The organism is Ruegeria sp. BG5 (assembly GCF_056538425.1).
This window is the reverse complement of the sequence record NZ_JBQFTC010000001.1, coordinates 1031042-1055282: the sequence shown is the minus strand read 5'-3', so window position 1 is coordinate 1055282 and position 24241 is coordinate 1031042. Positions and strand designations below refer to the sequence as shown.

The window sequence follows — 24241 nt, the reverse complement described above, 5'->3', positions numbered from 1 at the left end:
ATGGTCGCACGTGGTCGTTTCTTCCTCTACGACAGCATCGTTCCCGCCCTTGAAGCGGGACGGTACCGGCTGCGCGGCGATCTGGATATTGCGGCGACGGAAGACGGCGATGCGGCCTCGAACCTCGGGGTGCGCCCGTTGGAGACCCATATCAACGTCACCGCGCCACGGCTGAAACTGCCGCCGGATCAGGCGCTTATGACGTTTCCGCCTGCGAATTCCGAAGGAGCCTATGAATCCCGCCTGCCGCAGATCGTTCTGAAAAAGAAAACCCTGCCGTGGGATCGAAAGGCGGCACAGGATGGCACCATGTTCGGCGATCAGGAGGTGACTGAGCGCACGCCATGGCTCGCCCTTGTCATCATCGCCGAGGGCGAAGGCCAGATCGAGCATGACATTCCATGGCAGGACTGCGTGACCGAAGGGGTCGATCTGCCCGGTGACAAGGATGTACCGACCGCCACCCGGCTTTCGGTTGCCGCATCCGTGGTCAGGCGCGTGTTCCCAACCGTCGAAGATCTGCCGCTGCTGACCCATGTCCGAGAGGTGAATATAGACGATACCGAGGCCGCAATGGGCGATGATGACGGCTTCCTTGCGGTGGTCATTGCCAACAGGATACCGCAGTTCGATCGGGTGAATTGCCGACCCAAGGCCTATACCGCCTGTCTTGTGAACCTTGAGGGGCAACTGGGTGCCCTGCCCGCCCCGCTGCCGCCCAGACCGTTTTTCGATATCTCCGATCTGGTGTTCAGCGACGAACTTGCCGTGGTCAACAACGCCATCGAGACCGGGGCGGCAATCACGCCTCAGATCGATGGTGAAATCAGGGATCTCGACACCACGGACCGCAACGCGATGGCCGAAGCCATCCGTCGAGGTGAGGTGGTGTTTCATGACGGAGCCATGATCGACCGGGCGGGGACAACCAATGGTGGCCTGGCCAATCTTGGGCCGATCTCTGGCGCTGCGTTACTGGACGGAGACTTCGCAACCCTGTCCTCCAACCAAAGCACAACCTTCAAACTGCAAGGCGTGTTTGACGGGTTTTCGATTCCCGTCGACAAGGTGTTTCAGGACCAGATCTTGCGCTTTCCAGTTTTGACTTCGTGGCGGTTCACCTGCAGCGGTGCGGGCAGTTTCGAACAGTTGATGAAAAATCTCGATGTGGGGTTGCTGGGTCGCCGCACCGGCAGCGGGTTCGCCCGCCCGTTGGCCGATTGTACGCCGGACACAGGCGGCGACAGCTCTGGCCCCGCCCCGGCATCCCGCCTGCCGCTGGATGTGGCGGAAAGCGGCCACCTGTCACTGCCGTACCGAACCCGCGTCGGCGATGGTGAAAGCGCGTGGTACCGGGGGCCGTTCTCACCCGTTCGGTTGCAACGCGATTTGCCCGGCACCTCGGGTCGAACACTGGCACATGTCAGCGACCACCTGCGAACGATGACTCCGGGGGGTGAAGAGGATGTCTCGCTTGCCGTGGCCTTTGAAACGGGGCGTCTTCTGGCCCTGTCGCAGCCGTCGTTCATCGCCGCGCTCAAACGATGGCGGGCGGAACGGTTTGGTGCGGCACGGGCCAAAGCCGGGATCGATTTCGCGATCAATGACCAGCTGGGGCTTGCAGCGGTCGCGGTGCCAAATCCAAACGTCTTCGACACGCTGCTGAAAGCCCGCTTTGCCCGAGAGCTTGAGGCCAGCCTGATCCAAACCGTCAGCATCAACCCCGAAACCAGCGTCGCCGCCCTGCGCCCGCGCGTTGATATCGGCAACCCTGTCCCCGAGTTGGACGACGACCCCACCCGCATTTTGGCCGAAGGTCTGCAACTGGACCGGGCCGTCGTCGGTGCCTTGCTACGGCAACCCGATGACGAGGGCGCGCTGGCCCAACTTATGGAGCAATCGCCAACGGTTGCAGGGGCCACCGTTCAGCCGGATGCGGAGATCGCGGCGCGGCTTGTCGATACGCTGGATTCCGGCGTACGGCAGCTTGCACAGTTTGCCGTTGGTCCCGACGCGCTTGAAGCAGGTGACCTGGATCAAGTGCAGGACTTTGACAATCTTGGCGATTTTCTTGCCGACCGTATCGAAAGGACCCGCAGATGAAGCTGTCAGACAAGCTTGGGTATGAACAACTGCACGCGGCCCTGAACCTCGACCTGTTCCTTGCGGCCCCTGATGGAGAAACCGTGGCGACGGACAGTGTACTGACCTTTCTGGCGCGGCTGCGCATGCTGGAAGGCGTGCCCTTTAACACTCTGGTGCCGGATTCCGATCTTCTGCCGGTCGAATCGATACGGTTCTTCTATCTCGACAGGGCCTGGACGGACGCGCTGGTGCAGGGCGCGCTGAGCGTCGGTACCGCGAATTCGCTGGAACGTGCGCAATTGGAACGGCTGTATCCGCAGATCGAGGAAGAAATAGACGAGGCGGAACGCCGTGTCCGCTCACCCGGGTCCGAGCCGAACCTGACCGGATCCGCCGGGATCGTGACCGGGTTCCTGATGCGCTCGGCCGCCGTGGCGGGCTGGCCGGGGATGCACATCCGCGCCTATGACGCGGAACCGGTGGACAACGATGAAGACATCGTGCCGGAGTCGCATCCAGACCGGATCAAGCTGCTGCGGCTCGAACGGCTGGCCCCGTCGGTGCTGTTGGCGCTGTTCGACGGCATTCCCAATGTCATCCATATCGAAGAACCCCGGCAGGGCCTTCAGTTTGGCGTCCGGCTGGATGAACAATCCGGCGGGCGTTGGCGGGCCTTTGTGCCCGCACGTGACGTGCGGACCGCCGGATATGTGGATGATGATGGCGTTGCAGTTGAACCGGATGACGACGACCCCACCGCCCTGTCGGCACTGGCAGCCCAAATCCCAGTCCGCTTTCGCCCCGGGTCCGCCGGGGTGCTTGATCTGTCGAACACCGCCCGCGCCTTTGCCGATGCCGAGGGCACCGGTATGACAGACCCCAATCCCGGCACGGAAATCGACGGGGCCGAGTTTGCGATGCAGATGATCCGCTTTCCCTACCGTCAGGTCTTTGCGCAGACCACCACGACCGTTGTCATTCAGGATGCGGCCTTTACGCCGAACCTGGCCGTCACGCCCGATTACGCCGAAATCCTTCGCCACCGCCTGGACGAGAGCTGAGCCATGGCCAACCCGATTGATCCGCAGCTGATGCAAGCCATCCTCGCCCGTCCGGGCTGGTCGATGGCCGTTGAACTGGGCGACACGGCGGTTTCCCGCCTCGACCGGTTCGCAACGCCGCCACCGCCGCCACCCGCGCTGATCGTTCCGGTGGATGTCCGCGCGCTTTACGTGCCGGTCAATCATGACGAAGACTATGTAAGGCTTCCGATGGAGCTTGGCGGACCGGCCAGCGATACGGATGAACCCGCCCCGCCCTTCTCGGATCCGCAACCCCGGGACCCCGGCATACACATTCACTGGGCGCTGCCCGATGGGTTGTTGCGCGGTGATCTTGAGGACGACGAGGATAGCCCGCTTTCCCTGCGTCCACTGCCGAACCGTTGGCTGGTGGTGCGGATGACCGGCCCCGAAAACACACGCACCGTTGATCTGCGCGCCTGGGTTGTGGCATCAGAAACAGGCCGGGTCTACGATCTGGAAGATTACCCCGATGGCGACAGCGCAGGCGACGGCGATCAGTTGGAACCCGGCGAGTTGGACGGGGTCGTGGGCGGCTCGCCAAGCTGGACGGCGGGGTATGACTCGACACGCAACCGGTTCGGGTTTCACGACCCGCTGACGGATTTGAACCCGAACCAGATCATTACGCGCCTTGCCTCATACGTGATCATTGGCTGGTGGTCCGAACGGGCGTCGGACCCGCTGGCGAAAAGCTTCTGGCCCTTTGCCGTCTCGCGCACGCTGGACGAGCTTGGCTGGACCGCGTCCCCGGCCCCGTATGAAGGTGCAATCTCACAACCGGTTCAATCCGGTTTGGCGGGCTTTGCGCAGACCCAGTTCCGCGCATCCTCCTCTACGGTGACCGACAGTTTCGACACACCGGTCGAGGCCGTCTCGGCCCGTGGCCTGCGGGTCACCGATACGCGCACTGCATTGTCGCTGTCCAGCGCGCAGGCCGCATTGGCCAGCGGGTACGAACCGCTTGTCTTCGACGCGGTGGCAATGTCGCTGGTGACCATGCACTACGATACCGTTCTGCATGGACGGGTCATGGGGGTTCGGATCACCGGGCCGGTCGGGCGCGATTTGGCCCCCCGCCCGCCTGCCATTGGAATTGCGCTTGGGCCTACTCTTGAACGATTGATCGCCGCGCAAGTGGCCGACAGCTTCGGCCTGACCGACGGCGAGGAACGGGAATACACCGAAAGCCTGCTGACCGCCGTCGCAAATGGGGCCATTCGCCGCTTGGGCGAACAAGACGGCATCATCGCGCTGGACGAAGCCGAACATGGCGACGGGTTCGAATCCTTCCGTGGCCGCGAAGTCTATGAGGACGTGATTGTCGAGCGGCGGCAGACCGACATCAAGGCCGGGCGGCCCGTTCGCACAAAGATCGCCACGCTTGCCTCAAAGCCGCCGCCAAAGGCCGACGTAATGTGGCTTGGCACCAAATCCGGGTCCAAAAAGGCCGATCTGAACGAGTTGCGCCGCACGGCAAAGCTGGAAACCGACAAACGGTTCCGCACCCAGCCCGACGACGAAGGCCCGACCGTCCGGCGCATTCGCCGCCCAGCGCCCCGCTATCATCGCGCGGTGCCTCCGGTCGTTGGGTTGCGCGACTTTGGACGCTCGAACCGGTTTGACGACTGGCGTTTCACCGAAGACAGACGTTTGCGCTGCCATTGGGCGCGTGAGTTGCCAATCGCCTTCGGTCGCCGCTTTGAAGCGCGCGATTATGTACCCGCGCTGCCCAACCTGTCCAACTTGCCGGGCCAGACCCGCCGGATATTGGAACACAGCTTCCTGTTCGACATCTACATGCTGGCCTGGATGCTGCAAGCCATCGAGCAAACCTCGGAACCGGCAGAGGCCCCGGCGGTGCAAACCCGCGTGCGCGCGGAAATGGCGCTGCGGTTCTCACCCGACGGCAGCTATGACGGCACGCCGCCACTGGCCGCGAGTACCACACCGATGGCACGAGCGACGCTGAGCGACGAGTTGCTCAGGTTCTCGCTTGCCGAGGGGCGCGAGCCCAGCCCGGTCGGAATAACCATGTGGTCCCAACCCTGGGTGCCGGTCTGGCTGGAATGGGAGGCGCGTCTGGAAACCGGCCAGGATTTTGACGGCTGGAAACTGGGCCGGATTGAATTCGAAGGGGCATCGGACGTTGGCGGGCAATCCCTTAACATCCTCGGCCGTTCGCCCATTACCGATGGTCTGCACGATGCGTGGACGAGCCTGATTGCCGACTATCTGGACGCCGAAAACCAGCGCGACGAGGATGAGGTTGGCGAGATCTCCGAGGCGCATGAGGCGCGCCTTGCGCAACTCAAGACCTATCTGGACCTTGCGGATCTGGGGTCGGTCACGCTGGATCAGGTCGGTGACCTGTGGCTGGGCCTCGAACCCCAGCCCGACGGGCAAGAGCGTGACGTGCCCGAAGCAGTCGCCGATAACATTCGGGCGGTCGGGCTTCCCCGTCTGATCGCAAGTGGCCGCCTGAGCCTTGTCCGGGCGCGGATCGTCGATTGTTTCGGGCGGTTCCGCGACCTCAACACACAGCGGTTGGTGCGCCCGCATGCACTGTCCAGCACGGATTCCGAAGATCGCCCGGCCCTTGAATTGCCGCCACGCCTATCGCTGCCCGGTAGGCTGATGTTCCGCTTTGTCGATCCGGCAGACACATCGGAGGAACCCGCCGAAGCCCGTCTGAACCAGGCGAACCCGTCGCAGGGCATCAGCCCCATCGCGGGATATATCCTGCCGGATTTCATCGACGAGTCGCTTGAGATGTTCGATGCGCAAGGCAACCCGCTGGGCGAGGTTCTGCAGGACCCGGTCGCCGGTGGTCTGGTCTGGGAAGGCGCGGTTGGCCGTCCCGGACCGGCTGTTAACGACCCCGAAGTAGGCCTGCCCCCGGCGGCGCAGGTGCTGGGCCGGATCGCGCGCGGGATGATCGACGCGGACGCGCTGCGCACGCAGGATCCTGAGACCGCAGAAGACGAAAGCGCGCTGTCAGCCTTCCTGCGCGCTGTTGATACAACAATGTGGGGCGTGGACGAGGCGCAGGTACAGGCCGGAGCCACAATTGCGGGGCTGGTCGGACGCCCGGTCGCCGTGGTGCGAGCAACGCTGTGGCTGGATATCCCAACCGACCTTTCGCAGATTGATGCCTTTGGCGAAACAGCCGAAGGATTGTCCCAACTGCTTGACGCCGAGGGCGTATTCGAAGCGGTCAAAGCGCGCGCCTTCGAGATCGCGCTGGGTGAAGTTGCCAAGGGCTATGACGGGCTTTACGGCTATTTCGTCGGCGACGATTTCCGCCGCTTCCGCCTGATCGAAAAGTCCGTCAGCAAGGCTGCACCGGCTGCCGGGTTGGGGTTTGGGTTCCGCGCCATTCTGGGCTCGGCCACGTTGGCGGAACCGTCGCCGCTGACCTCACCCTACATCGAACCCGGCGGGCGTATCTTCACCCATTCGGGGCAGAAAGTGCAGTTGACTTTGCTGATGAACCCCGCCGCGCGGGTGCATGCGACATCCGGGATTTTGCCGAGAAAGTCATTGGAATTGCTGCGTGATTGGGTGGCTCCGGGGCTTGAAAAGATTGCCCCGTCAGCGCGGATCGGTCCGGTTCTGATCGATCCCGACAAGGTGCGCCTGCCGAAGATCGCGGCCTTTGGCAAAGACCAGCGGTGGACCCGCCGCAACAGCCCGATCACCTGGCGCGACGATCCTATTCTGGCGGCAACGCAGGCTGCCATCCTGCCGGACGGCCCGGTTTCGGTTGAAGAAGGCTGGATACGGATCGGGGCCAGCGACGACAGCGAGGAAGGAGGCACCTGATGGCACGCTATGACTGGCCACGCGATCTGCGGAAACCGCCCGAAACCCTCGCTGGTCGGGCCGAAGCCAACGCAGCGCGCGCCAATGGAACGGCTATCGGAGGGGATCTGGGTAATCTCGCGGCCTTGGGCGAAGTAATCGAAGGGGCCTTTGACGAAGAACGCCAATGGATGCCGCTGGGCCCCTTCATTCTGCGCAACGGTCAGGCGGACGGCGACCCAGTGGTTGCAGGGCGCATTCGCGATATTCAGGTGCATCCAAACGGCCAGCGTGCCTATGCCGGGGCGGCCAATGGCGGTGTCTGGTACACCGACGATGCCGGGGAAAGCTGGGCACCGCTGGGCAGTTGGGCCCTGGCCGCGGCCACAAGCCGGGACGATCTTGTGCTGACCGTCGGCGCATTGCTGGTCGAGTGGGGAGAAGACGGCGGAGGTGCCGACGACCCCGCCTTGGACGCGGTCTATGTGGGAACCGGCGAGCTTAAACCATATTTCTCACTCGGTCCCGGGGGCAAACATGCAGGGATCGGGGTACTTCGCCTGAATGGAACGGTCGAGCAGGCGATTTCGCTGGTCGGGGTCAACCCGTGGCAGCGCGAAGGTGGTGAAGAACTAATCGGCGCAGGAATCTACCGTCTGGCCCGTGACCCCGGAACCCCTCTCGCCCCTGACCCGGCAAATGAGGCGACCCTTCTGGTCGCAACGTCCCGTGGTCTGTTCATGCGCCAAGGCCGTTTTGTCGAAGACCAAAGCTGGACATTTGTCGACTTCACGGATGGTGAGTTCACCGAAGATGACGATGGGGCCTGTACCGATCTGCTTTGGACCGATCAGGGCCTGTTTGTCGCGCTGATGGGGGCGGACGAGGATCTGGATGGCATCTGGCTTTCGACCGGAGGGCCGACCGGCACGTTCCAACGCATCGCGCTGCCGGACCATGATACCGGCACACGCCTTAGCCTTGCGGCCTCCCCTAATGAAGCAAGGCGAATTTACGTTGCCGGGCTGAAAGAATCCAACGTGGCGGACAAGAGAGGCCTTGGCCAGGGGTGGCTGATCGATCTGTCACACACCCCTGCCGGAGTGTCCGGAACGCCCGTCGCAGCGGTGTCGATCGATGACTGGCCCGTGGGTGTCTATACGTCCTCGGTCACTCAGGACGGGACCGATTATGTGATCGAAAGTGACCAATCACATTATGACCAGTGCATCACGGTTGTGGACAATGGTTCGGGCGACGATGTCGTCTTCATCGGCGGTCAGGGAATGAACAGCAACGCGCTGATTTTCCGTCTGCCAATCACGGGCACCGCTGCGGCAAACGATCTGTCCGCCGGGTTCACCGCCGCCAACCAGACGACAGCCGATACCGACCCGACCTTTGCCGGCCGCGGTATCCACGCAGATGTTCACGCCCTGCGTCCGGCGAATAACACGCTTTGGGTCTCGTGCGATGGCGGTGTCTTTACCCGGCCACTCACGGCGGGCGGCTCGGGGACGTCGCGCAATGTCGGTCTGCCGACGTTGGAACCGGGCTACGTACAATCCCACCCAACGCTTGACGGCCACCTGATTGCGGGTTTGCAAGACAATGGGTTTATCGAACGCATTGGCGGCAGTTTCTGGGACCAGATTTATGGCAGCGACGGGGGTGGATGCGCCTATCACCCAACGCGACCGCATATGGTGGTCAAGCAGACCTTCAACGCAGACTGGGATTTCATCCCCGCCCGCCAGCCACGCGGACCCGCTGTCCGGCATGCATGGAATCGAAAATGGGATTCCGAAAAGGCAGAAAACGGCCGGGCCAGTTTCTACTCCAACCCGCTGGTCCTGCCGGGGGAAACAGACGACACAGCACGGGTGTTCATAGGGACCGACCGGATATGGATGACCAACGACTGGTACGGGCATCGCCTGAGTACGGATTGGATGAGTTGGGTGACACTTCCATCTGCCACCGATCCCCATTCGGCCCGCAGCACCACCGAGCCAGGTCGGGATTCGCGGAACCGCGTCTTTCGCGACCAGCTCCGTTTTGAAACCCTAAGCGACAAGGTCGTCGCATTGGATGCACTGGTCGAGGGCGAACCGCCCGATTTTGAAGGCACCAGCATCGCGGTGCTGTGCGAACGCACGGTTCGGATATTCACGTTCGAGGGAAACAACCCCAGCTGGACCGGACGCAGGGCCGCCATCATCAGCGGCAACCGGCCCAGCAACAAAAAGGCCGAAGGCGATGAGCCTGATCCGTTTCTGGACTACCTTCCCTACTTTTCCGGAACCTCATGGACTGCCATCGCAAGACACACAGATACAACGCTGTATGTCACAACCTCGGGTCGGACGCGCCGCGACGGGGATGGCGAACTGATCACGGATCCGAACTTCGATACGCTGTGGTGGTATAACGGCGACGGGCGATGGTATCCAACCGGGCTGCATTTAACCGAGCCGGACGTGGCAACCGGCACCAGCGGCACCCCTGCCTCGGCCCATGCGGTGCTTGTGGACCCAGACAACCCGGATGTGGTCTGGGTCGGCACGCGGGTTGGTGTTTTCGAAGGACAGATCGACCAGTCCGGGGCGCATCCGAGCTGGACCTGGCGGCCTATCATGGACGGCTTGCCCCAGACGCTGGTCGAAGACCTGTCTCTGTTCCGGTCCGGCGACCGGCGGTATCTGCGCGCCGCGCTTGTGTCTTTGGGCGTTTGGGAGCGCGACGTGTCAGACACCCCGCACTCGGTCGGGCGCAGCTATATCCGGACCTTTGAGTTCGACACCGGGCGCGGCGATCTGCCAGACCCGGCCTGGGCCCCGCGAACGGACCCGTCCAATCCCAGCAACCGCCCACTGGTCACGCACAACAGCCCGGATATTCTGTTCGTCGACACCCCGCCGATCGAGGTGCTTCTGAACGCAAACGAAGTCAATTTCGCAGCCGCGCGCAGCCTTAACCTGGCAACCGCATCAAATGGCTTCAGCGCTTTTGTGCAGGTCCATCATCGGCACGTAACCCCCTTACCCGCAGCAGATATTCAGATAAACTTGTTCTACCTGAGTTTCGCGCGCGGCCTTGGGCTTGACGACATCGAGGTCAGCGACAATCTACGCAACGCAATTTCTGCGGGCGTGACCGGAACGAACGCCCAGCGCGATTTTGCGATACCAGATCCCGGTCTTCACCTTCGCTTCCTGCGCAGGGCGAACCCCGAAGACCCACTGTTCAGCCGCAAAACCGGTATAGCCCATTTCGACACGGTCGATCTAACGCGCGCCGCTGGCGAGGCAGCACAGGACAGGGTTGCCCTTATCGCCGTACTTGATCCTGCAAATCGGCCCTTTGACGTTGCAGAGATTTCGCCCCGCTCGGGGGAAACCACTGTGACGCTGGATCAGGTGATGCGCCGTTCGGCCTATCTGGCCGCCCGCGCCTTCAATCGGTTCGACCCAAGCCCCTGAGGTTCAGCCGTCTGGGCTCATGCGATCCGACAGAGGATGAACGGTGACACGCAAGCCGGCCTTCGGGTTCAGGCGATCAGCCGATGTCGTACTCGTCCGCCCCGCTCCAGGACAAACGCTCTTTCACATAACCTGCGACAGAAGAGGAAACCTGTCCAAAGCCTTCGCCCCAGTCCAAGTCTTCGGACGCTTCATCCGAAGTACAAAAGGTCTGCAACACAGCGGCAAGATCACCGCAATCCGACGCGCGAGAATAGGTGTAGAGCAGCAACCGCATGGTATAGGCATGCGCCAGCAAGGCCCGGGCCAGAACAGGTCGGTTGGTGAAACCAAATCCAAGGAACAGTCGTGCAGGCTCAGCCATCACTTTCTTGAGCTCCTGATCGTTACGACAAAGCTCTTCAAACTCACCATAATCAACTGTTCGTTGCGACTGATCATCACCAACGATCATGGCGTCTATCAAGCGATCCAGATGCCCGATAACCAACCCTTGCCGCCGGTATTGCGCTGGGTTTTCAAGGGTTTTTTCCTTCCAGTCCGGAACGTTGGGAGAGTACGCCAAAGATGGTTCAAGCCCGGCAAGCTCAAAGTCGTCGGTGAACGCATAATAGGACAGCTTCAACAGGAAATATCGGGCGCGGATATTCTGATCCAGTTCGATATCGACGAAGGTCGCGGACCTTTGAATCAGTCTGAATATCGCAAGCGGCAGGAAGAGTTGGTAGATGGTTGAACGAAGGTAATAACCCTCGGTTGCCAGCCAACGTCCGTCTGCTTCGCCCAGATGGCCCTGCCGCTGCGTGCGTACCAAGCTGGCGACGCGGTAATACCCGCCTTCTGCGGCCTCAAACAGTTGGAAGAACAGCGGCTCGATCTCAGCATACAGTCTCTTGCGTGCTTCGAATTCATATGAGGTTCGCGCGTCATTAAGCGCCGCGTCCTTGGCCAGCATCGCCTTGAGTTTTTCCAACCGACGCGCGCTGAATGGGCTTAGAAAGGCGACAAAAACAGCGACCAGTGCGCTGACCAGGGCAGACACGACCGTCGCCTGACCGGCAGGTGTCAGGGTATGAAACCAAGCAAACATAAGATTTACCCAATCGCCCACCTCAGAGACAGAAAACGGTCACGGTCTGGTCATCAGTTCGGCAATCACCAGTCGGCGAAAACTAAGGAAAATAAGCACGCCAAACACGGCGTCGAAGGCAGCGAACCATAGGAACGGCCCCCCATGCGCAACGAAGGTTGCCACCATCAGCGCCCGCCCCAGCACGGCAATGACATTGGGATAACGCTGACGCACCGGATCAAGCGCGCCGGGGATTTGCATGACGGTCACAAAGATCAGCGTCGCCCCCCAGACCGAGGGCCAGGGGTTCTCGGCCCCAGCGGGCAGGCCCACAACACCCAGCGAAAACGCCGGGCAAAACAGGAAAAGCCCGCCGATGACGATCTGAAGCGCCAGCACAAATCCGAACAGACGGCGATGAGATTTGATCCGGTTGTCGGCCTGGGCGCGGGTCCAGCCGATGGATAACGTATCGGTCATGTTACTCATCTCCTTGTTCAGAAGGTTTTAAGGTATTCAAGTAAATCGGCTTTTTGGGTCGGGCTTAGATGCGTGCCGTAAACGTGGCCTGCGTTGGAATTGCCCGGCTGGGATGTATCGAAGCAATAGACACCTTCATCCTCGCACGGGGGTGACAGGAACCCGCCATTCACCGGGTCGATCACATCCGAATTGCGCTGGAATTTTTTGGGGCGATCTTCCGGGGCGTTAAGTAAATCCGCCAGCGTCGGCACCGATCCGTTATGCAGATACGGGCCGCGCACCCAAAGCCCATCCAGCGGCATATTTGCGTAGCCGTCGGTTTTGCGGAACTGCCGGAACGCGTAAGGCGTGTCCGCAAACAGTTCAGTCACCTGCCGCTGCTGGAACTCGTTTGTGTAGCTATCCAGCCGCGCGCGATCCGTCCCAATGGACGCGATTGGCTGAACGGTTCCCAACTTGTCGCCCGAGAACTCGTACTCTGTCCCGGTCCAACGCCCGTGGCACTCCAGACAGAAGGTCGCGTACAGGTTGGCCCCCCGTTCGGCGGCCTCGGCATCCACCTGTACCGGGTTCGCAGGCGGCGGCAGATCGCTGAGCCATGCTGCAACGCGCTCAATCCCGCCATGATCCGCAGTTTCCGCTGTCACCCCGGCCCCAAGCGCCGCCGACAGGTTGCGTTCGGCCAGCGAAGGGTTGTTGCCATCCCAGTGCAACCGCATGCCTTCGCGCGGGCCTTGCAGGAAGATGGAGGGAAAATCAGATGCGCCGATGACCTCTTGCGGGGTCAGTGCATCCCCGTTCATGTCGAATTCCAGCACCTTGTAGGGGTTGAACGTGTCCACGCGACCGGTGCCCCAATCCGGCTGGCGCGCCAATAGGGGCTGCAAAGCGGCGCGGGTCGCCAGCAATTCCTCGCGAATGCGGGGGACAACTGCAATGCGCCAGAACAGCCGCTTGACGGGTCCAAGGCCATTGCCGCTTTGTTCGATGGCGTCGAACAGCGGTTCGGCGGCCAGTTTCGGACTGGTCGAGGCGTCCAGCAGAAACTCGATAAACGCATGAAATTGCAGGTTGTTCGACGGCATTCCGGGCACGATCACCGCCTCGGCCTCAGCCGTTTCGCGATAGGTCCCGGCATGGCAGACGGCGCAGTTGAACCAGACCAAGGTGATGCCCAACTGATCGCGGCGGGAAATGCCAATTGGCAAGTCAGTGCGACCTTTCTCATCCTCCTTATACAGGAACCCAAACGCCTCGTAGGTCGTCTTGCCCTCAAACGCGTCGGGGAAGAGATAGGGCAGCGCCTGCCAGACCTCATACGGCAATCCGCTGGAGGTTTCCGAACCGATAGAGCCGTGCAGGAAGTGTTGTTCGTCGTCGCGGAAATGCTCAGGCCCGCCGCGCATCCAGGCCAACAGCAGCCATAAGGCCGCGATCAGGGCAAGCAGCCCAACCAGGGCCATCAACGCCACAAGAATGGTCAACGGCAACCGTCGGCGGCGGCGTTGTTTCAAGGCCTCTTCAACAAAGGTGACAGGCTGGTTCCTCATTCTGCCGCCTCCCTGTCAGGGGTCGGGATTTGAAGGATCGGCTTGGTTTCATAGATCGACATCAGTTCGTCGATCATCGCCTCGCGGCTCTCGAACCGGTCCTCCTCATAACAACCCATCGGATGTTTCGGCGCATTGCACAGGCATTTATTGCAGCGTGTGCAAGGTTTTGGCGGCTCATCTTCACCTGCGGCCCAATGCTTGACCAGATCATTATTGGCTACCAGAGCCCGCGCGATGGACACCCCATCGCAGCCGCCCGAGGTGATGGCATCACGCACAACCCGCGCGTTCTGATAGCCGCCGGTGTTGATCACAGGAATGGTCACCGCCTGTTTGATCGCACGGCATTCTTCCAGGCTGATGCCTTCATCCTCGCGGCCTTTTTTCAGCCGGAACCAAAGCCGCAGGAATAGCGGGCGCAGCAAGGGGAAGCGGAAGAACAGGTAGTTTCTGAACCCGTTGACGCCCGATGCAATCATCGCGTCGTAAGTAACGGCCAGAACCTCAAGCGGCAGGTCCCCCGGCGGGTTCATTGGATGCGGAAACAGCGAGCCGGTCGAGACGTGCAGGGCATCCACGCCCGCGGCCTCGCACCATTGCGCGACCTGCACCGTGTCGGACAGGGTGTTGCCCTTACCTTCCCACGGCAGGACGTTGTTGTGGTCCACGGCAGAGAGTTTGACTTGCAAGTGGAACTCGCGCCCAACCTTGGCGCGAATGGCGTCGATCACCTCAAGCAGGAACCGCGCGCGGTTGCGCAGGGAGCCGCCGTAATGGTCCGTGCGGTCGTTGATCGCGGAACTCAGGAACTGGGTGAACAGATAGCCGTTGGCGGCGTGCAATTCGATCCCGTCCAGCCCGGCCTCACGCGCGCGCCATGCGGCCTGGGCGAAATCTTCGACCATTTCGCCCACTTCATGCGTGCTCATGGCGCGGGTTGGGAAGCCGTGCAGGGTTTCGTACGCGTTGGTGGGGCTTGGGGTCGGGCGGTGCTGATTGTGGATGCCGGGCAAATCCATCTGGCGACCGGAATGCGACAGCTGAAGGATGTATTTCGATCCGTTGGCGCGGACCGCCTCACCTAATTTCTGCCACAGGGGAATGAACTCATCCGTGTGAATGGTGGCGTACCCGGCGATGATGCGGCCATCCATGCGCACGGGCACATAAGATGAGATCACGGCCCCCACCCCGCCGCGCGCGAATTTGCATTCCCAGTTGATCCGCGTCTGCGTCAGCGCCCCGTTTTCGGCGTCGAAGCGGCCCGAGATATTCGACCGGAAGACCCGGTTCTTGACCTCAAGGTTGCGGAACTTGAGCGGAGTGAAGATGATATCGTCGCTCATCCGGTTTCTCCCGCCTGTTTCCAGATTTCTGCCAGCAACGCCATGACCCAGTGCTGGGCCGGGCAGCGGCTCCAGCTTGATCCCAGAAAGGCCAGATCGGCGTCCATGCCTGCGCCCGCCGCCCTGCGCGTGTTCATGGCGACCAAGGTGACTGGCCGCACGCGCCCGCCGATTGTGTCGCTATGGCGCTTTCCGGCACGCATCACGGTGCGCGGCGCGGCAATCACGCGCAAAGCCGCCTGTTCCGGGGTAAGGTGGGCGCGCAGCCGCTGATCAGCCCATGCCGCTTGCAACCGTTCCAGGCTGAGCGCCAGATTATGCACCGCGATCCCGGTGCCGTGGACAGCGCCCTTGTCGCCCTTCGCGGCCTGACCCAACACGCCTTGAGCGTCCCGCAATGCGCCGGACAGAAAGGCGATGAGGCGCCGAAAGGGGTTAAACGATTGCAGATGTGTCTCGATCGCTTTGGCTGCATCCCAGGTTTCGGCGCTTGCCGCATAGGTCGGATCAAACACCCGGCCCGTGATCTGCTGCGCAAGCTCGCCGACGGGCCTGCTCAGATCGCCCCTTACATAGCCCACCATCTGATTAAGCGTGTCGGTATCCCAATTGCCCGGCGCGAACTTATCGGCGATGTCCTGAGACATCCGACGCCTTTCGGGGTCGTCCCGCATCATCGCGCTGGGCAGCGGATTGCCACCAAGCGACAACGCCGATCTGACGCGGTGCGCCAGTATCCGGTTGATCAGCGGCCCCCGCGGGCGAAACCCGCGATCCAGCGCGGCGTGGTCGGCAAGCTGTCCGATCTCATCCGCGTCATCGGTTAGAATCAGATCGGCAATCAGTGGGATGCGAATGTGACGGGCCATGCCTCAGCCCCCCGCGATCCGCCAGGGGAAAAACGGGTTGCGGGCATCGACCAGAGCTTCGGCAAGGTCCGGGCAATGGCGACGCACCACATCGGCAAACCCGTTTTCGGCCACCCATCGGAACCCGGCATCGGTGTAGATTTCGGGCCGGAAATCATCGGTGTAAAAGCGGTCGCTTTTCAGCCTGCGCGAGGCCATGAGGATGAAGATACGAAACGCCGTGTCCGAAAAGCCAAAGCGCGGCGGCTGGTTTTTCGACTTCGCCTCGGCCAGTGTCCCGACCAGCAGATCGACCTTTTCGACGGTGCCATAGACCTCTTGCAGCGCGGACTGCCAATCGGGGTCATCGGTGATGTCTTCAAAGGTTTCAGGCCGCGTCGCGCCGATGGCGGCCCGGAAATCGGCATAGCGCGGCACGCCCCGCTCGCGGTCACGCAGGACATCAACGGCGGCGAGATCGAGGAACACATTCGCCTCAACCTTCTTGTCCAGACGGCGCAGCGTTTCGGGGAAGTTGTTCAGCACCAACGCGCCGGGATTTTCGGTCGCCAGAGAATACAGCACGTCGTCGAAACTCAGATTGTCATACAGCTTACGCGCGCCGGGACCTGATACTTCGGTCAGGCCGGCGCTGTGCAGATGCGCATTGTCGGAATGGCTGCGGAATTCATATGCGTCTGGCATCAAAGAGTGCAACCGGTAGACCGAGCCGAACTCCTCGGTCATTGCATAGGGGCTGCCGTGATGATCCTGCGGAGAGCCGGGAATGCCCGACATCACCTCACTGTCCGAGACCCGGCCCACCGCGTTGAACACGGTTTCGCCCATCAGGCCCCAATAGTTGCCGCGCATCGCCATGCGGCCTTCAGGGCTGTCCATCAGCGCGGGCGTCCATTCTACGGTGTGGATCTTGGCCATCAGCGCCGAGTTCACCAACCGCGCCTTGTGAAACAGCCAGTCTTCGCTTTCATCCGGATGATCAATGCGCAACCGCGCCACGATGGAATTATGCTCGCGCGCGAACAGAGTGTGCAGCACCGACAGCCCGGTCCACCAGTTGCCGTTGACACCTGCCAGTTCCTGACCTTCGCGCTTGGCCTTTTTGTCGACGGGTAAAAGACCATCGTCCAAAGCAATTTCGGCCGATTTGGGCCGGCCCTTCAGTTTGGCGGTGCGGACGTAACGCAGACGTTCCTCGGTCGAGCCATAGATTTGCGATCCATCCCACCAACTGGTTTCGACATTGCGGAAGGTAGGTGGACGGTTGGCATCAGCATCCGTCACCTGTTTGTCGGGCATCGTGCGCCGTACGGTCATCTTGCCGCCCGGCCAGTCGTCACCTTCGGGTAGCGGCACGTCCAACGGCTCGGCATCCGGATCGTTGGGACCGTGGCTGAGCCAGTCATGCACCATGAACTGAATCCAGGCAGCCGCCAGCACGTTCAGATGTGGAACGGGTACAAATTCATGCCGCTTGAGAAGCTTTTCGCTGACCAGTCTGGGGCTTGGATCCATCAGATCCGCGTCGCTGGGCGGATAGGTGTCCCTCAGCGCGACATTGCGTCCGAACCGGGTGCCCGTCGCGCCCATGCGGGGCTGCGAAAGGTCGTTGAATTGCCCGTCCGCGGTGCGCCATCCGATAATGTCAAAATCCTCGGGCCGTTCGCCATCCAACGGCGCGGTTTCGGTATCGATCAGGTTGTTGTGCCGCAGGTTGACACGGTGGCCCAGAATAATCGCCAACGCAGGCAAAAACGGCCAAGCGTGCCAAACTCTAAATCTTTGAGAAATAGAGGCAAATCTGCCGAGCAGAGAGTCCAGAATTCTTTCGAACATCGAAAATGTCCTTAAAGACAGTGGGATAACAATAATCAAACTATTGTTTGTGCATATCACAAAATCCGTGACTTTGACAGTTGGGGGATTCCGCACCTTGATTGGCGGTCAGCGGTGTCGCGCCTTCGACCCCTGGTTGCTCCAGATCCCGAACAATTCGGCAGCAGCTGATTCCGTGCGGTCCGCGTAGATCGCGATGTCCATGGGCTCACGCCCCAACGCATTCGCCAGCGAGATCACCTCGCCGCTTTGCAATTCGCTGTGCACCATGCTGAAGGGCAGCCAACCGACCCCAAGGCCCTTGCGGACCATCTCGAGAATACCGGTCGAAAACGCCGTCTCGCAAATCGGGTTGGTGCTGTACCCAGCCGTCCCGAACCGGCGCTCCTTTCGGCGCAGAACCTGCCCGAAATAGCTGTTATCCGGATAGACGACTGCCGGCGCAGTGTCGGAAATGTCGCCCACGTCTTTCACCGCAAACCGAAGGGCCCCGCCCACCACAGGGATCAGATAATCCCGCCCCCAGGTTCCGCGCAATACGCCCGACCCGAACTCCAACGGTTCGGCCAGATCGGATTCGTAGCACAGCAGCATGCTGGCATCTTTGCGCAGGAACATGCTGACGCAGTCGCTTAGGTTAGCGGCATGCAGACGGAACCTGACGCCCGGCAGGTGCGACCGGGCCTTCAGCGCCATGTCCGGGAACCGGGAAAACACCTGCGCATGTTGTGCCGCGATCCTGACGGTGGTCGCCTTGGGGTCATGATGGGCAATTTTTGTGCGTAGCTCGCGAAGCTGGACCAGAAGCGCACGTATCTCGGGTTCGTTTGAGATCAGCGCGGCGCTGATCTCGACCCGGTTGGTTTTGCGGTCCAGTATGGTGACGCCCAGCCAGTTTTCGAAGGACCGGATACGCCTGGAAAACGCGGGCTGGGTGATATGTCGGCGCGCGGCGGCCCGGCTTAGATTGCCCTCTTCCAGCAGAACAAGAATGTCCTCTAACCATTGTGTATCCATGAAAAGCGCACCCCCAGCCAAAGCAAAAGTATGAGTAGCCGTACAAAAAAGCACTGTTTTTCTTTGATTTGATAGGAAACGCTTTGAGAGATCCCAACGGTAAGGACCTCAGAGCATGGCAGAGTCGGCAGAAATCTCGGAGAATACTGCGGGCGAAACCGCAGACCTAACCTTTAGCCTGTGCAAGGAACTGTCGATCAGTCTGGCCCGGTTCCCGCGGATTTCCTTCGGGCATCTTCCGACACCTCTGGAACCGATGGACAGACTCAGCGAGGTGCTGGGCGGCCCGCGCCTTTGGGTCAAGCGGGACGATTGTACCGGCCTGTCGACCGGTGGGAACAAGACCCGGAAGCTTGAATTTTTGATGGCGGACGCCGTTGAAAAGGGCGCGGACACGATCATTACCCAGGGCGCTACGCAATCCAATCACGCCCGCCAGACTGCTGCTGCGGCGGCCAAACTGGGGTTGGAGTGTCACATACTGTTGGAAGATCGCACCGGATCGGATGACCCCAACTACATCATGAACGGAAACGTTCTGTTGGACCGCCTGCACGGGGCCTCGGTGTCCAAGCGCGACGGCGGTGCGGACATGAATTCCGAAATGGACAGGTTGGCCGATCACCTGCGGAGCGAGGGCAAGAAGCCTTACATCATTCCCGGAGGGGGCTCGAACGCCATTGGTGCGCTAGGTTATGTCAACTGCGCCCGCGAATTGACCGAACAGGCAGCCAGAATGGGATTGTCGATTGAAGCGCTGGTTCATGCGACCGGCAGTTCCGGGACTCAGGCCGGGCTTGTGGCCGGGCTGGCGGCGATCAAAAGCACCACGCATCTTCTGGGTATTGGCGTTCGGGCTCCGCAAGACAAGCAGGAACAGATGGTGTTTGAACTGGCGACCAAAACCGCAGCGCATCTGGAACTGGACGCGCAGATCGCCCGCTCAGAAGTGCGAGCGAATTGCGATTATGTGGGGCCCGGCTATGGGCTGCCGACCGACGGGATGATCCGGGCGGTCAAGCTGTTGGCCCACACCGAAGGGCTGCTGTTCGATCCGGTATATTCAGGCAAGGGCCTCGACGGGCTGATCGATCAGATCCGCAAGGGTTATTTCGACGGCATGAGCAATGTCGTGTTTCTGCACACTGGTGGAAGCGCGGCCCTGTTTGGGTATTCCGATGCCTTCGGACTGCCCGGTTACACACCATAAAAACAAGAACAAAACAAAAAGCGACCAACAAGGAGAGATCACTATGTCACTGAAAAAAACCCTCATCGGCGCGGCGCTGCTGACCACGTTTGGGGCGACCGCTTATGCCGAAGACGTCAAGATCGGCGTGCCGTCCTGGACTGGTGCTCAGGCCATCGCCTATGTGCTGGGCGAGATCGTCGCCACCCGCATTGGCGGGACGGTCGAATATGTTCCCGGCAATAACGCCACGATCTTTCAGGCGATGGATCAGGGCAAGGGTGACATCGATGTTCATCCGGACGTCTGGCTGCCGAACCAGGAGAGCTTTACCAAGAAATATGTGGATGAGGCGGGCACAGTGACGCTGTCCTCCAATCCATACGAAGGGAACCAGGGGTTCTGCGTGTCCAAGGATTTCGGTCAGGCCAACAACATTACCGACATCGCAGATCTGGGTCGCCCGGATGTGGCCGCGCTGATGGACAGTGATGGCAATGGCAAGGGCGAGATGTGGATTGGCGCGCCCGGCTGGGCCTCGGCAAATGTCAACGAGGTCAAGGTGCGCGACTATGGCCTATTGGACTTCATCGAACCGATCCGGGCCGAAGAAAGTGTCAAGACCGCGCGCATCAAGGACTCGATCGCCAAGGGCGAAGGATATGCGTTCTATTGCTACAAGCCGCATGCGGTGTGGTTCATGTTTGATGTCGAGATGCTGACGGAACCCACCTATGACCCTGCAAAATACGTGATGATCCAACCGTCCGACGATGCCGATTGGTACGAAAAATCCAATGTGGCAACGAAGGACGCCCTGAAGCAGGTTCAGATTGCTTGGTCGAACTCGCTGGCCGACCGCTCGCCCGCCATTGCCGAGTTTTTTGCCAACTTTGCCCTGACCGCCGATGATGTCAGCGGTCTGGCCTTTGAAATCAGCGCCAATGGTCGCGAACCGGCTGATGTTGCGAAGGACTGGGTCAATGAGAACTCGGACCGCGTCGACTCGATGCTGGGGCTGTAAGCGCCCAACTGAACTGCCGGTACCGGTTTCGGCCGGTCCCGGACCTGATCTCTTCAAACAGTGGCGCAAAAATGAACGCAGAAACCGTCATCGAGATTTCGAATGTCTGGAAGATTTTCGGGGCTAAACCACAGGCCGCACTGCAAGCTGTTCGCGAGCGCAACCTGAGCAAGGCCGAGGTACTGGCCGAGTATAACTGCGTTGTCGGTGTTGCGGATGTCAGCCTGTCGGTGAACCGGGGTGAAATCTTTTGCATCATGGGCCTGTCGGGCAGCGGCAAGTCGACCCTTGTGCGCCATTTCAACCGTTTGCTGGAACCCACCGCGGGCAAGATCGAGATCGAAGGCACCGATGTGATGGCGTTGGGCACGAAAGACCTGCAGCACTTTCGCAACCAGAAGATCGGTATGGTGTTCCAGAACTTCGCGCTGATGCCGCACCGCTCCGTTCTGGACAACGTGGCGATGCCGCTGGAGATCAGGCAGGTTGCCAAGAATGAACGGATGCGTCAGGCGGCGGCCATTCTGGACATCGTCGAGCTGGGGGCCTGGGGGTCCAAGTTCGCCCATGAACTGTCCGGCGGGATGCAGCAGCGTGTCGGCCTTGCACGGGCGCTGGCGGCCAATCCGGATGTTTTGCTGATGGACGAACCGTTTTCGGCCCTTGACCCGCTGATCCGGCGGCAATTGCAGGATGAATTCATCCGACTGTCGAAAATCCTCAAAAAGACAACGGTGTTCATCACCCACGATCTGGATGAAGCCGTTCGGATCGGGGATCGCATCGCCATCATGCGCGACGGCAAGGTTGTGCAGATGGGCACGGCCGAAGATATCGTCATGCATCCCCAGGATGACTATGTCGCCGACTTTGTCGCCGGGATATCGCGTCTGAAAGTGGTGCATGCCAAGGTCGTCATGCGCCCGATTGAAGACTGGACGTCCCGGAACGGCCCCCTGCCCGCCGATCTGCACCGCGTCAGCAGCGATGAGACGCTTAGCAATCTGATCAATCTGGCCATTGATGATGACAATCCCATCGTCGTGGCCGACGCGGGTGCCGATGTTGGCGTCATCACCCGCGCCGACCTGCTGCGTACCGTTATCGAAGGGACCGAGGTGTCATGAGGGACGAAAACATCAATCCGCTGGAAGACACCGAAAGCGAGGCCGCGCTGGCCTATGCGGAAGAGCGCAAAGAGAATATTCGCACCTTTGTTCGCACGCATCCCGACTACTACATCGCCAATTTCGACAAGGTCGGTGCCTCGGCGCGGTTTACGCCGACCTTCAACTTTTTCGCTGGGCTATTCGGGCCGATCTGGTTTGGTGCGCGCGGCTTGTGGTCTTGGGCGCTGTGCTTTCTGATCATCGAGGCGATTGGCTTTGTCCAGATCGCCCGTGGCCTGTTCGGAGATCTCGCCTCGGACGCGATGGCCCGGATCGCGTCTATCGAGGGCACCTTAGAGTTACGCAAGCAACAGCTTGCGGCGGCAATCGAGGCGGGCTCGGACCGGGTGGACGCGTTCCAGCGTGCGGTGGACGGGCTAGAGGCGAATATCGGCGGCATTCGCGCCGAGGCCGAGGCGCTGGCAGAGCAAGGCCCAACCATCGCCCTGACCGGCCTTGTCATCCTGATCATCGCCAAGGTGGCTCAGTCAGTGATGGCCAACTGGGCGCTGGAAGCTCGGTTTTCTGAATGGCTGTCGGACCGGTCGATCCGGTCCGGGATGCCTGTATCCCAGATCGTGTTCAGCGCGGTGTTCATGGTTCTGATCGTGACGGTCGCCATGATCAACTACAGCTTTCCGGGGCGTTTCGCGATCCTCAGCGATTTTCCGACGGACCCGGAATTCCGACTGCTCAGCATCGACGGGATCGAGGCGTTCTTCAATTGGGCCGTTCTGAATGGCGAGGCGCTGTTCGACGGGATCACCTATGCCATCCGTCTGGTGCTGGACGCGCTGGAACTGGTGTTTGTCAGCACCCCTTGGATCGTGATTGCGTCGCTGATCATCTTGTTGACCTGGCTGACGGCCGGTGTGCGAATGGCGATCTATTCCGGCGCGTTTCTGGCCTATATGGGCCTGCTTGGGTTTTGGGAAAAAGCCATGACAACGCTTGCTTTGCTTGGAACGGCGGCATGTCTGTCCATCGTCATCGGAATCCCACTGGGCATGTTCGCGGCACGCCGTCCCCGGTTCTATGCGTTCATTCAACCGATCATGGATTTCATGCAAACCATGCCCGCCTTCGTATTCATGATCCCGGTAATTGCGTTCTTCGGAACAGGCAAACCCGCCGCCGTCGTCACAACGATGATTTTCGGCGGCACCCCGGTGGTACGCCTGACCGTTCTTGGTCTGCGCGGCGTCCCCGAAAGCGTGCGCGAGGCGGCGATCAGCTTTGGGGCCAACAAATGGTATCTGCTGACCAAGGTCGATCTGCCATTGGCCAGCCCGTCGATCCGGGCGGGAATCAACCAGACCATCATGCTGTCGCTGGCGATGGTGGTTGTCGCCTCGCTGATCGGTGCCAAGGGGTTGGGTGAGGATGTTCTTGAGGCCCTGCAATATGCCAATGTCGGACAAGGTATCCTTGCAGGGTTCGCCATCCTGTTCTGCGCAATGATCCTGGATCGCATTGTTCAGGGCCAGCGCAAGTGACGCCCCTTGTTCTGGTGCACGGCCTGATGGGCGGCAGCCCGCAGTGGAACTTGCAATACAAGGCATTTTCAGACCATTTCGAGGTCGTCGCCCTTGACCTGCCCGGCTTTGGCAAGAACGCACATCTTTCCGCGATAGACCGCATTGATGGTCTGGCCGACTGGGTGATCGCGCATCTGCGTGCGCTTGGTACAGACAGGTACCACCTTCTGGGCCACTCGATGGGCGGTATGGTGGTGCAAGAGATCGCTCGCGCTGATCAAAGCGGCGTGCAGAAGCTGATCCTGTACGCGACCGGTGCAATTGGCGTCCTGCCCGGACGGTTTGAAACCATCGACGAAAGCAAAGCCCGCGTTGAACAGGACGGCGTCGCAGCCACCGCAAGCCGGATCGCGGCAACGTGGTTTTGGGAAACCAAGGCCGCGCCCCATTTCATGGATTGCGAAACCCTGGCCCGAATGGCCACGAAAGACGCCATTCTCGCCGGTCTGGATGCAATGCAAAATTGGTCCGGAGCAGAACACCTGCAAGACCTGCAACAGGAGACGCTGGTAGTCTGTGGCGACCGGGACCGAACCTATTCGTGGGACCAGACGCATCTGCTTTGGTCCAGTATTCCCAACGCCAGCCTGTCCGTGATCCCCGGATGCGCGCATGCGGTGCATATGGAGAAGCCCGCGCTTTTTAACGGCGTTTTGTTGGACTATCTCATGACCGGTTAACTTGCAGAACCA

Annotated in this window: 16 protein-coding genes; 9 read left to right on the top strand and 7 right to left on the bottom strand. The window is 60.8% G+C overall.

Annotated features, from left to right (window positions below; all coding sequences use genetic code 11):
- Genes ACR0KX_RS04825 through ACR0KX_RS04810 form a run of 4 tightly spaced genes read left to right on the top strand, consistent with a single transcriptional unit; the run spans position 1 to position 10453 of the window.
- Complete coding sequence (locus tag ACR0KX_RS04825) at positions 1-2103, top strand: hypothetical protein (RefSeq protein WP_170621471.1); 2103 nt, start codon at positions 1-3, stop codon at positions 2101-2103.
- A complete protein-coding gene (locus ACR0KX_RS04820; protein ID WP_170517500.1) occupies positions 2100-3146 on the top strand; it encodes a hypothetical protein in 1047 nt (348 codons plus the stop codon). Before ACR0KX_RS04825 ends, ACR0KX_RS04820 begins: the two co-directional genes overlap by 4 nt.
- A 3-nt stretch (positions 3147-3149) precedes the next feature.
- Positions 3150-6992 carry a hypothetical protein gene (locus ACR0KX_RS04815; protein WP_170621468.1) on the top strand — a complete coding sequence of 1281 codons (3843 nt, stop codon included), beginning with the start codon at positions 3150-3152 and terminating at the stop codon, positions 6990-6992.
- On the top strand, positions 6992-10453 hold the full coding sequence (locus ACR0KX_RS04810) for a hypothetical protein (protein WP_170621466.1): 3462 nt from the start codon (positions 6992-6994) through the stop codon (positions 10451-10453). The genes ACR0KX_RS04815 and ACR0KX_RS04810 overlap by 1 nt, the downstream gene beginning before the upstream one ends.
- A gap of 76 nt (positions 10454-10529) precedes the next feature.
- On the opposite strand, the gene ACR0KX_RS04805 is transcribed toward ACR0KX_RS04810, so the two are convergent.
- From ACR0KX_RS04805 to ACR0KX_RS04775, 7 genes are all read right to left on the bottom strand, one after another.
- Positions 10530-11408 carry a hypothetical protein gene (locus tag ACR0KX_RS04805; RefSeq protein ID WP_480707963.1) on the bottom strand — a complete coding sequence of 293 codons (879 nt, stop codon included), beginning with the start codon at positions 11406-11408 and terminating at the stop codon, positions 10530-10532.
- Between the two features lie 174 nt (positions 11409-11582).
- Positions 11583-12005, bottom strand: coding sequence for a hypothetical protein (locus ACR0KX_RS04800; RefSeq protein ID WP_170451779.1), 423 nt, complete (start codon positions 12003-12005; stop codon positions 11583-11585).
- Positions 12006-12022: 17 nt separating this feature from the next.
- On the bottom strand, positions 12023-13558 hold the full coding sequence (locus ACR0KX_RS04795) for a c-type cytochrome (RefSeq protein WP_170621464.1): 1536 nt from the start codon (positions 13556-13558) through the stop codon (positions 12023-12025).
- Positions 13555-14907: an NADH:flavin oxidoreductase gene (locus ACR0KX_RS04790; RefSeq protein WP_170621462.1), complete on the bottom strand. Its 1353-nt coding sequence runs from the start codon at positions 14905-14907 to the stop codon at positions 13555-13557. Before ACR0KX_RS04790 ends, ACR0KX_RS04795 begins: the two co-directional genes overlap by 4 nt.
- Positions 14904-15776, bottom strand: a complete 873-nt coding sequence (locus tag ACR0KX_RS04785) for a hypothetical protein (protein ID WP_170517479.1) — start codon at positions 15774-15776, stop codon at positions 14904-14906. Before ACR0KX_RS04785 ends, ACR0KX_RS04790 begins: the two co-directional genes overlap by 4 nt.
- Before the next feature lie 3 nt (positions 15777-15779).
- Entirely contained in the window at positions 15780-17519 is a 1740-nt protein-coding gene (locus ACR0KX_RS04780; RefSeq protein WP_480707961.1) for a peroxidase family protein, read from the bottom strand.
- Positions 17520-17720: 201 nt separating this feature from the next.
- On the bottom strand, positions 17721-18629 hold the full coding sequence (locus tag ACR0KX_RS04775; RefSeq protein ID WP_170621460.1) for a LysR family transcriptional regulator: 909 nt from the start codon (positions 18627-18629) through the stop codon (positions 17721-17723).
- A 196-nt stretch (positions 18630-18825) separates the two neighbouring features.
- On the opposite strand from ACR0KX_RS04775, the gene cuyA reads away from it, so the two are divergent.
- From cuyA to ACR0KX_RS04750, 5 genes are all read left to right on the top strand, one after another.
- The gene (cuyA, locus tag ACR0KX_RS04770; protein WP_480626264.1) at positions 18826-19839 is read left to right on the top strand and encodes a D-cysteate sulfo-lyase; all 1014 of its coding nucleotides are present in this window, start codon (positions 18826-18828) and stop codon (positions 19837-19839) included.
- Positions 19840-19882: 43 nt separating this feature from the next.
- The gene (locus ACR0KX_RS04765; protein ID WP_170451792.1) at positions 19883-20842 is read left to right on the top strand and encodes an ABC transporter substrate-binding protein; all 960 of its coding nucleotides are present in this window, start codon (positions 19883-19885) and stop codon (positions 20840-20842) included.
- 71 nt (positions 20843-20913) lie between these two features.
- Entirely contained in the window at positions 20914-21969 is a 1056-nt protein-coding gene (locus ACR0KX_RS04760; RefSeq protein ID WP_170451794.1) for a betaine/proline/choline family ABC transporter ATP-binding protein, read from the top strand.
- Positions 21966-23507: an ABC transporter permease subunit gene (locus ACR0KX_RS04755; RefSeq protein ID WP_170621456.1), complete on the top strand. Its 1542-nt coding sequence runs from the start codon at positions 21966-21968 to the stop codon at positions 23505-23507. The genes ACR0KX_RS04760 and ACR0KX_RS04755 overlap by 4 nt, the downstream gene beginning before the upstream one ends.
- Positions 23504-24229, top strand: a complete 726-nt coding sequence (locus ACR0KX_RS04750; RefSeq protein ID WP_480707958.1) for an alpha/beta fold hydrolase — start codon at positions 23504-23506, stop codon at positions 24227-24229. Before ACR0KX_RS04755 ends, ACR0KX_RS04750 begins: the two co-directional genes overlap by 4 nt.
- Positions 24230-24241: the final 12 nt, after the last annotated feature.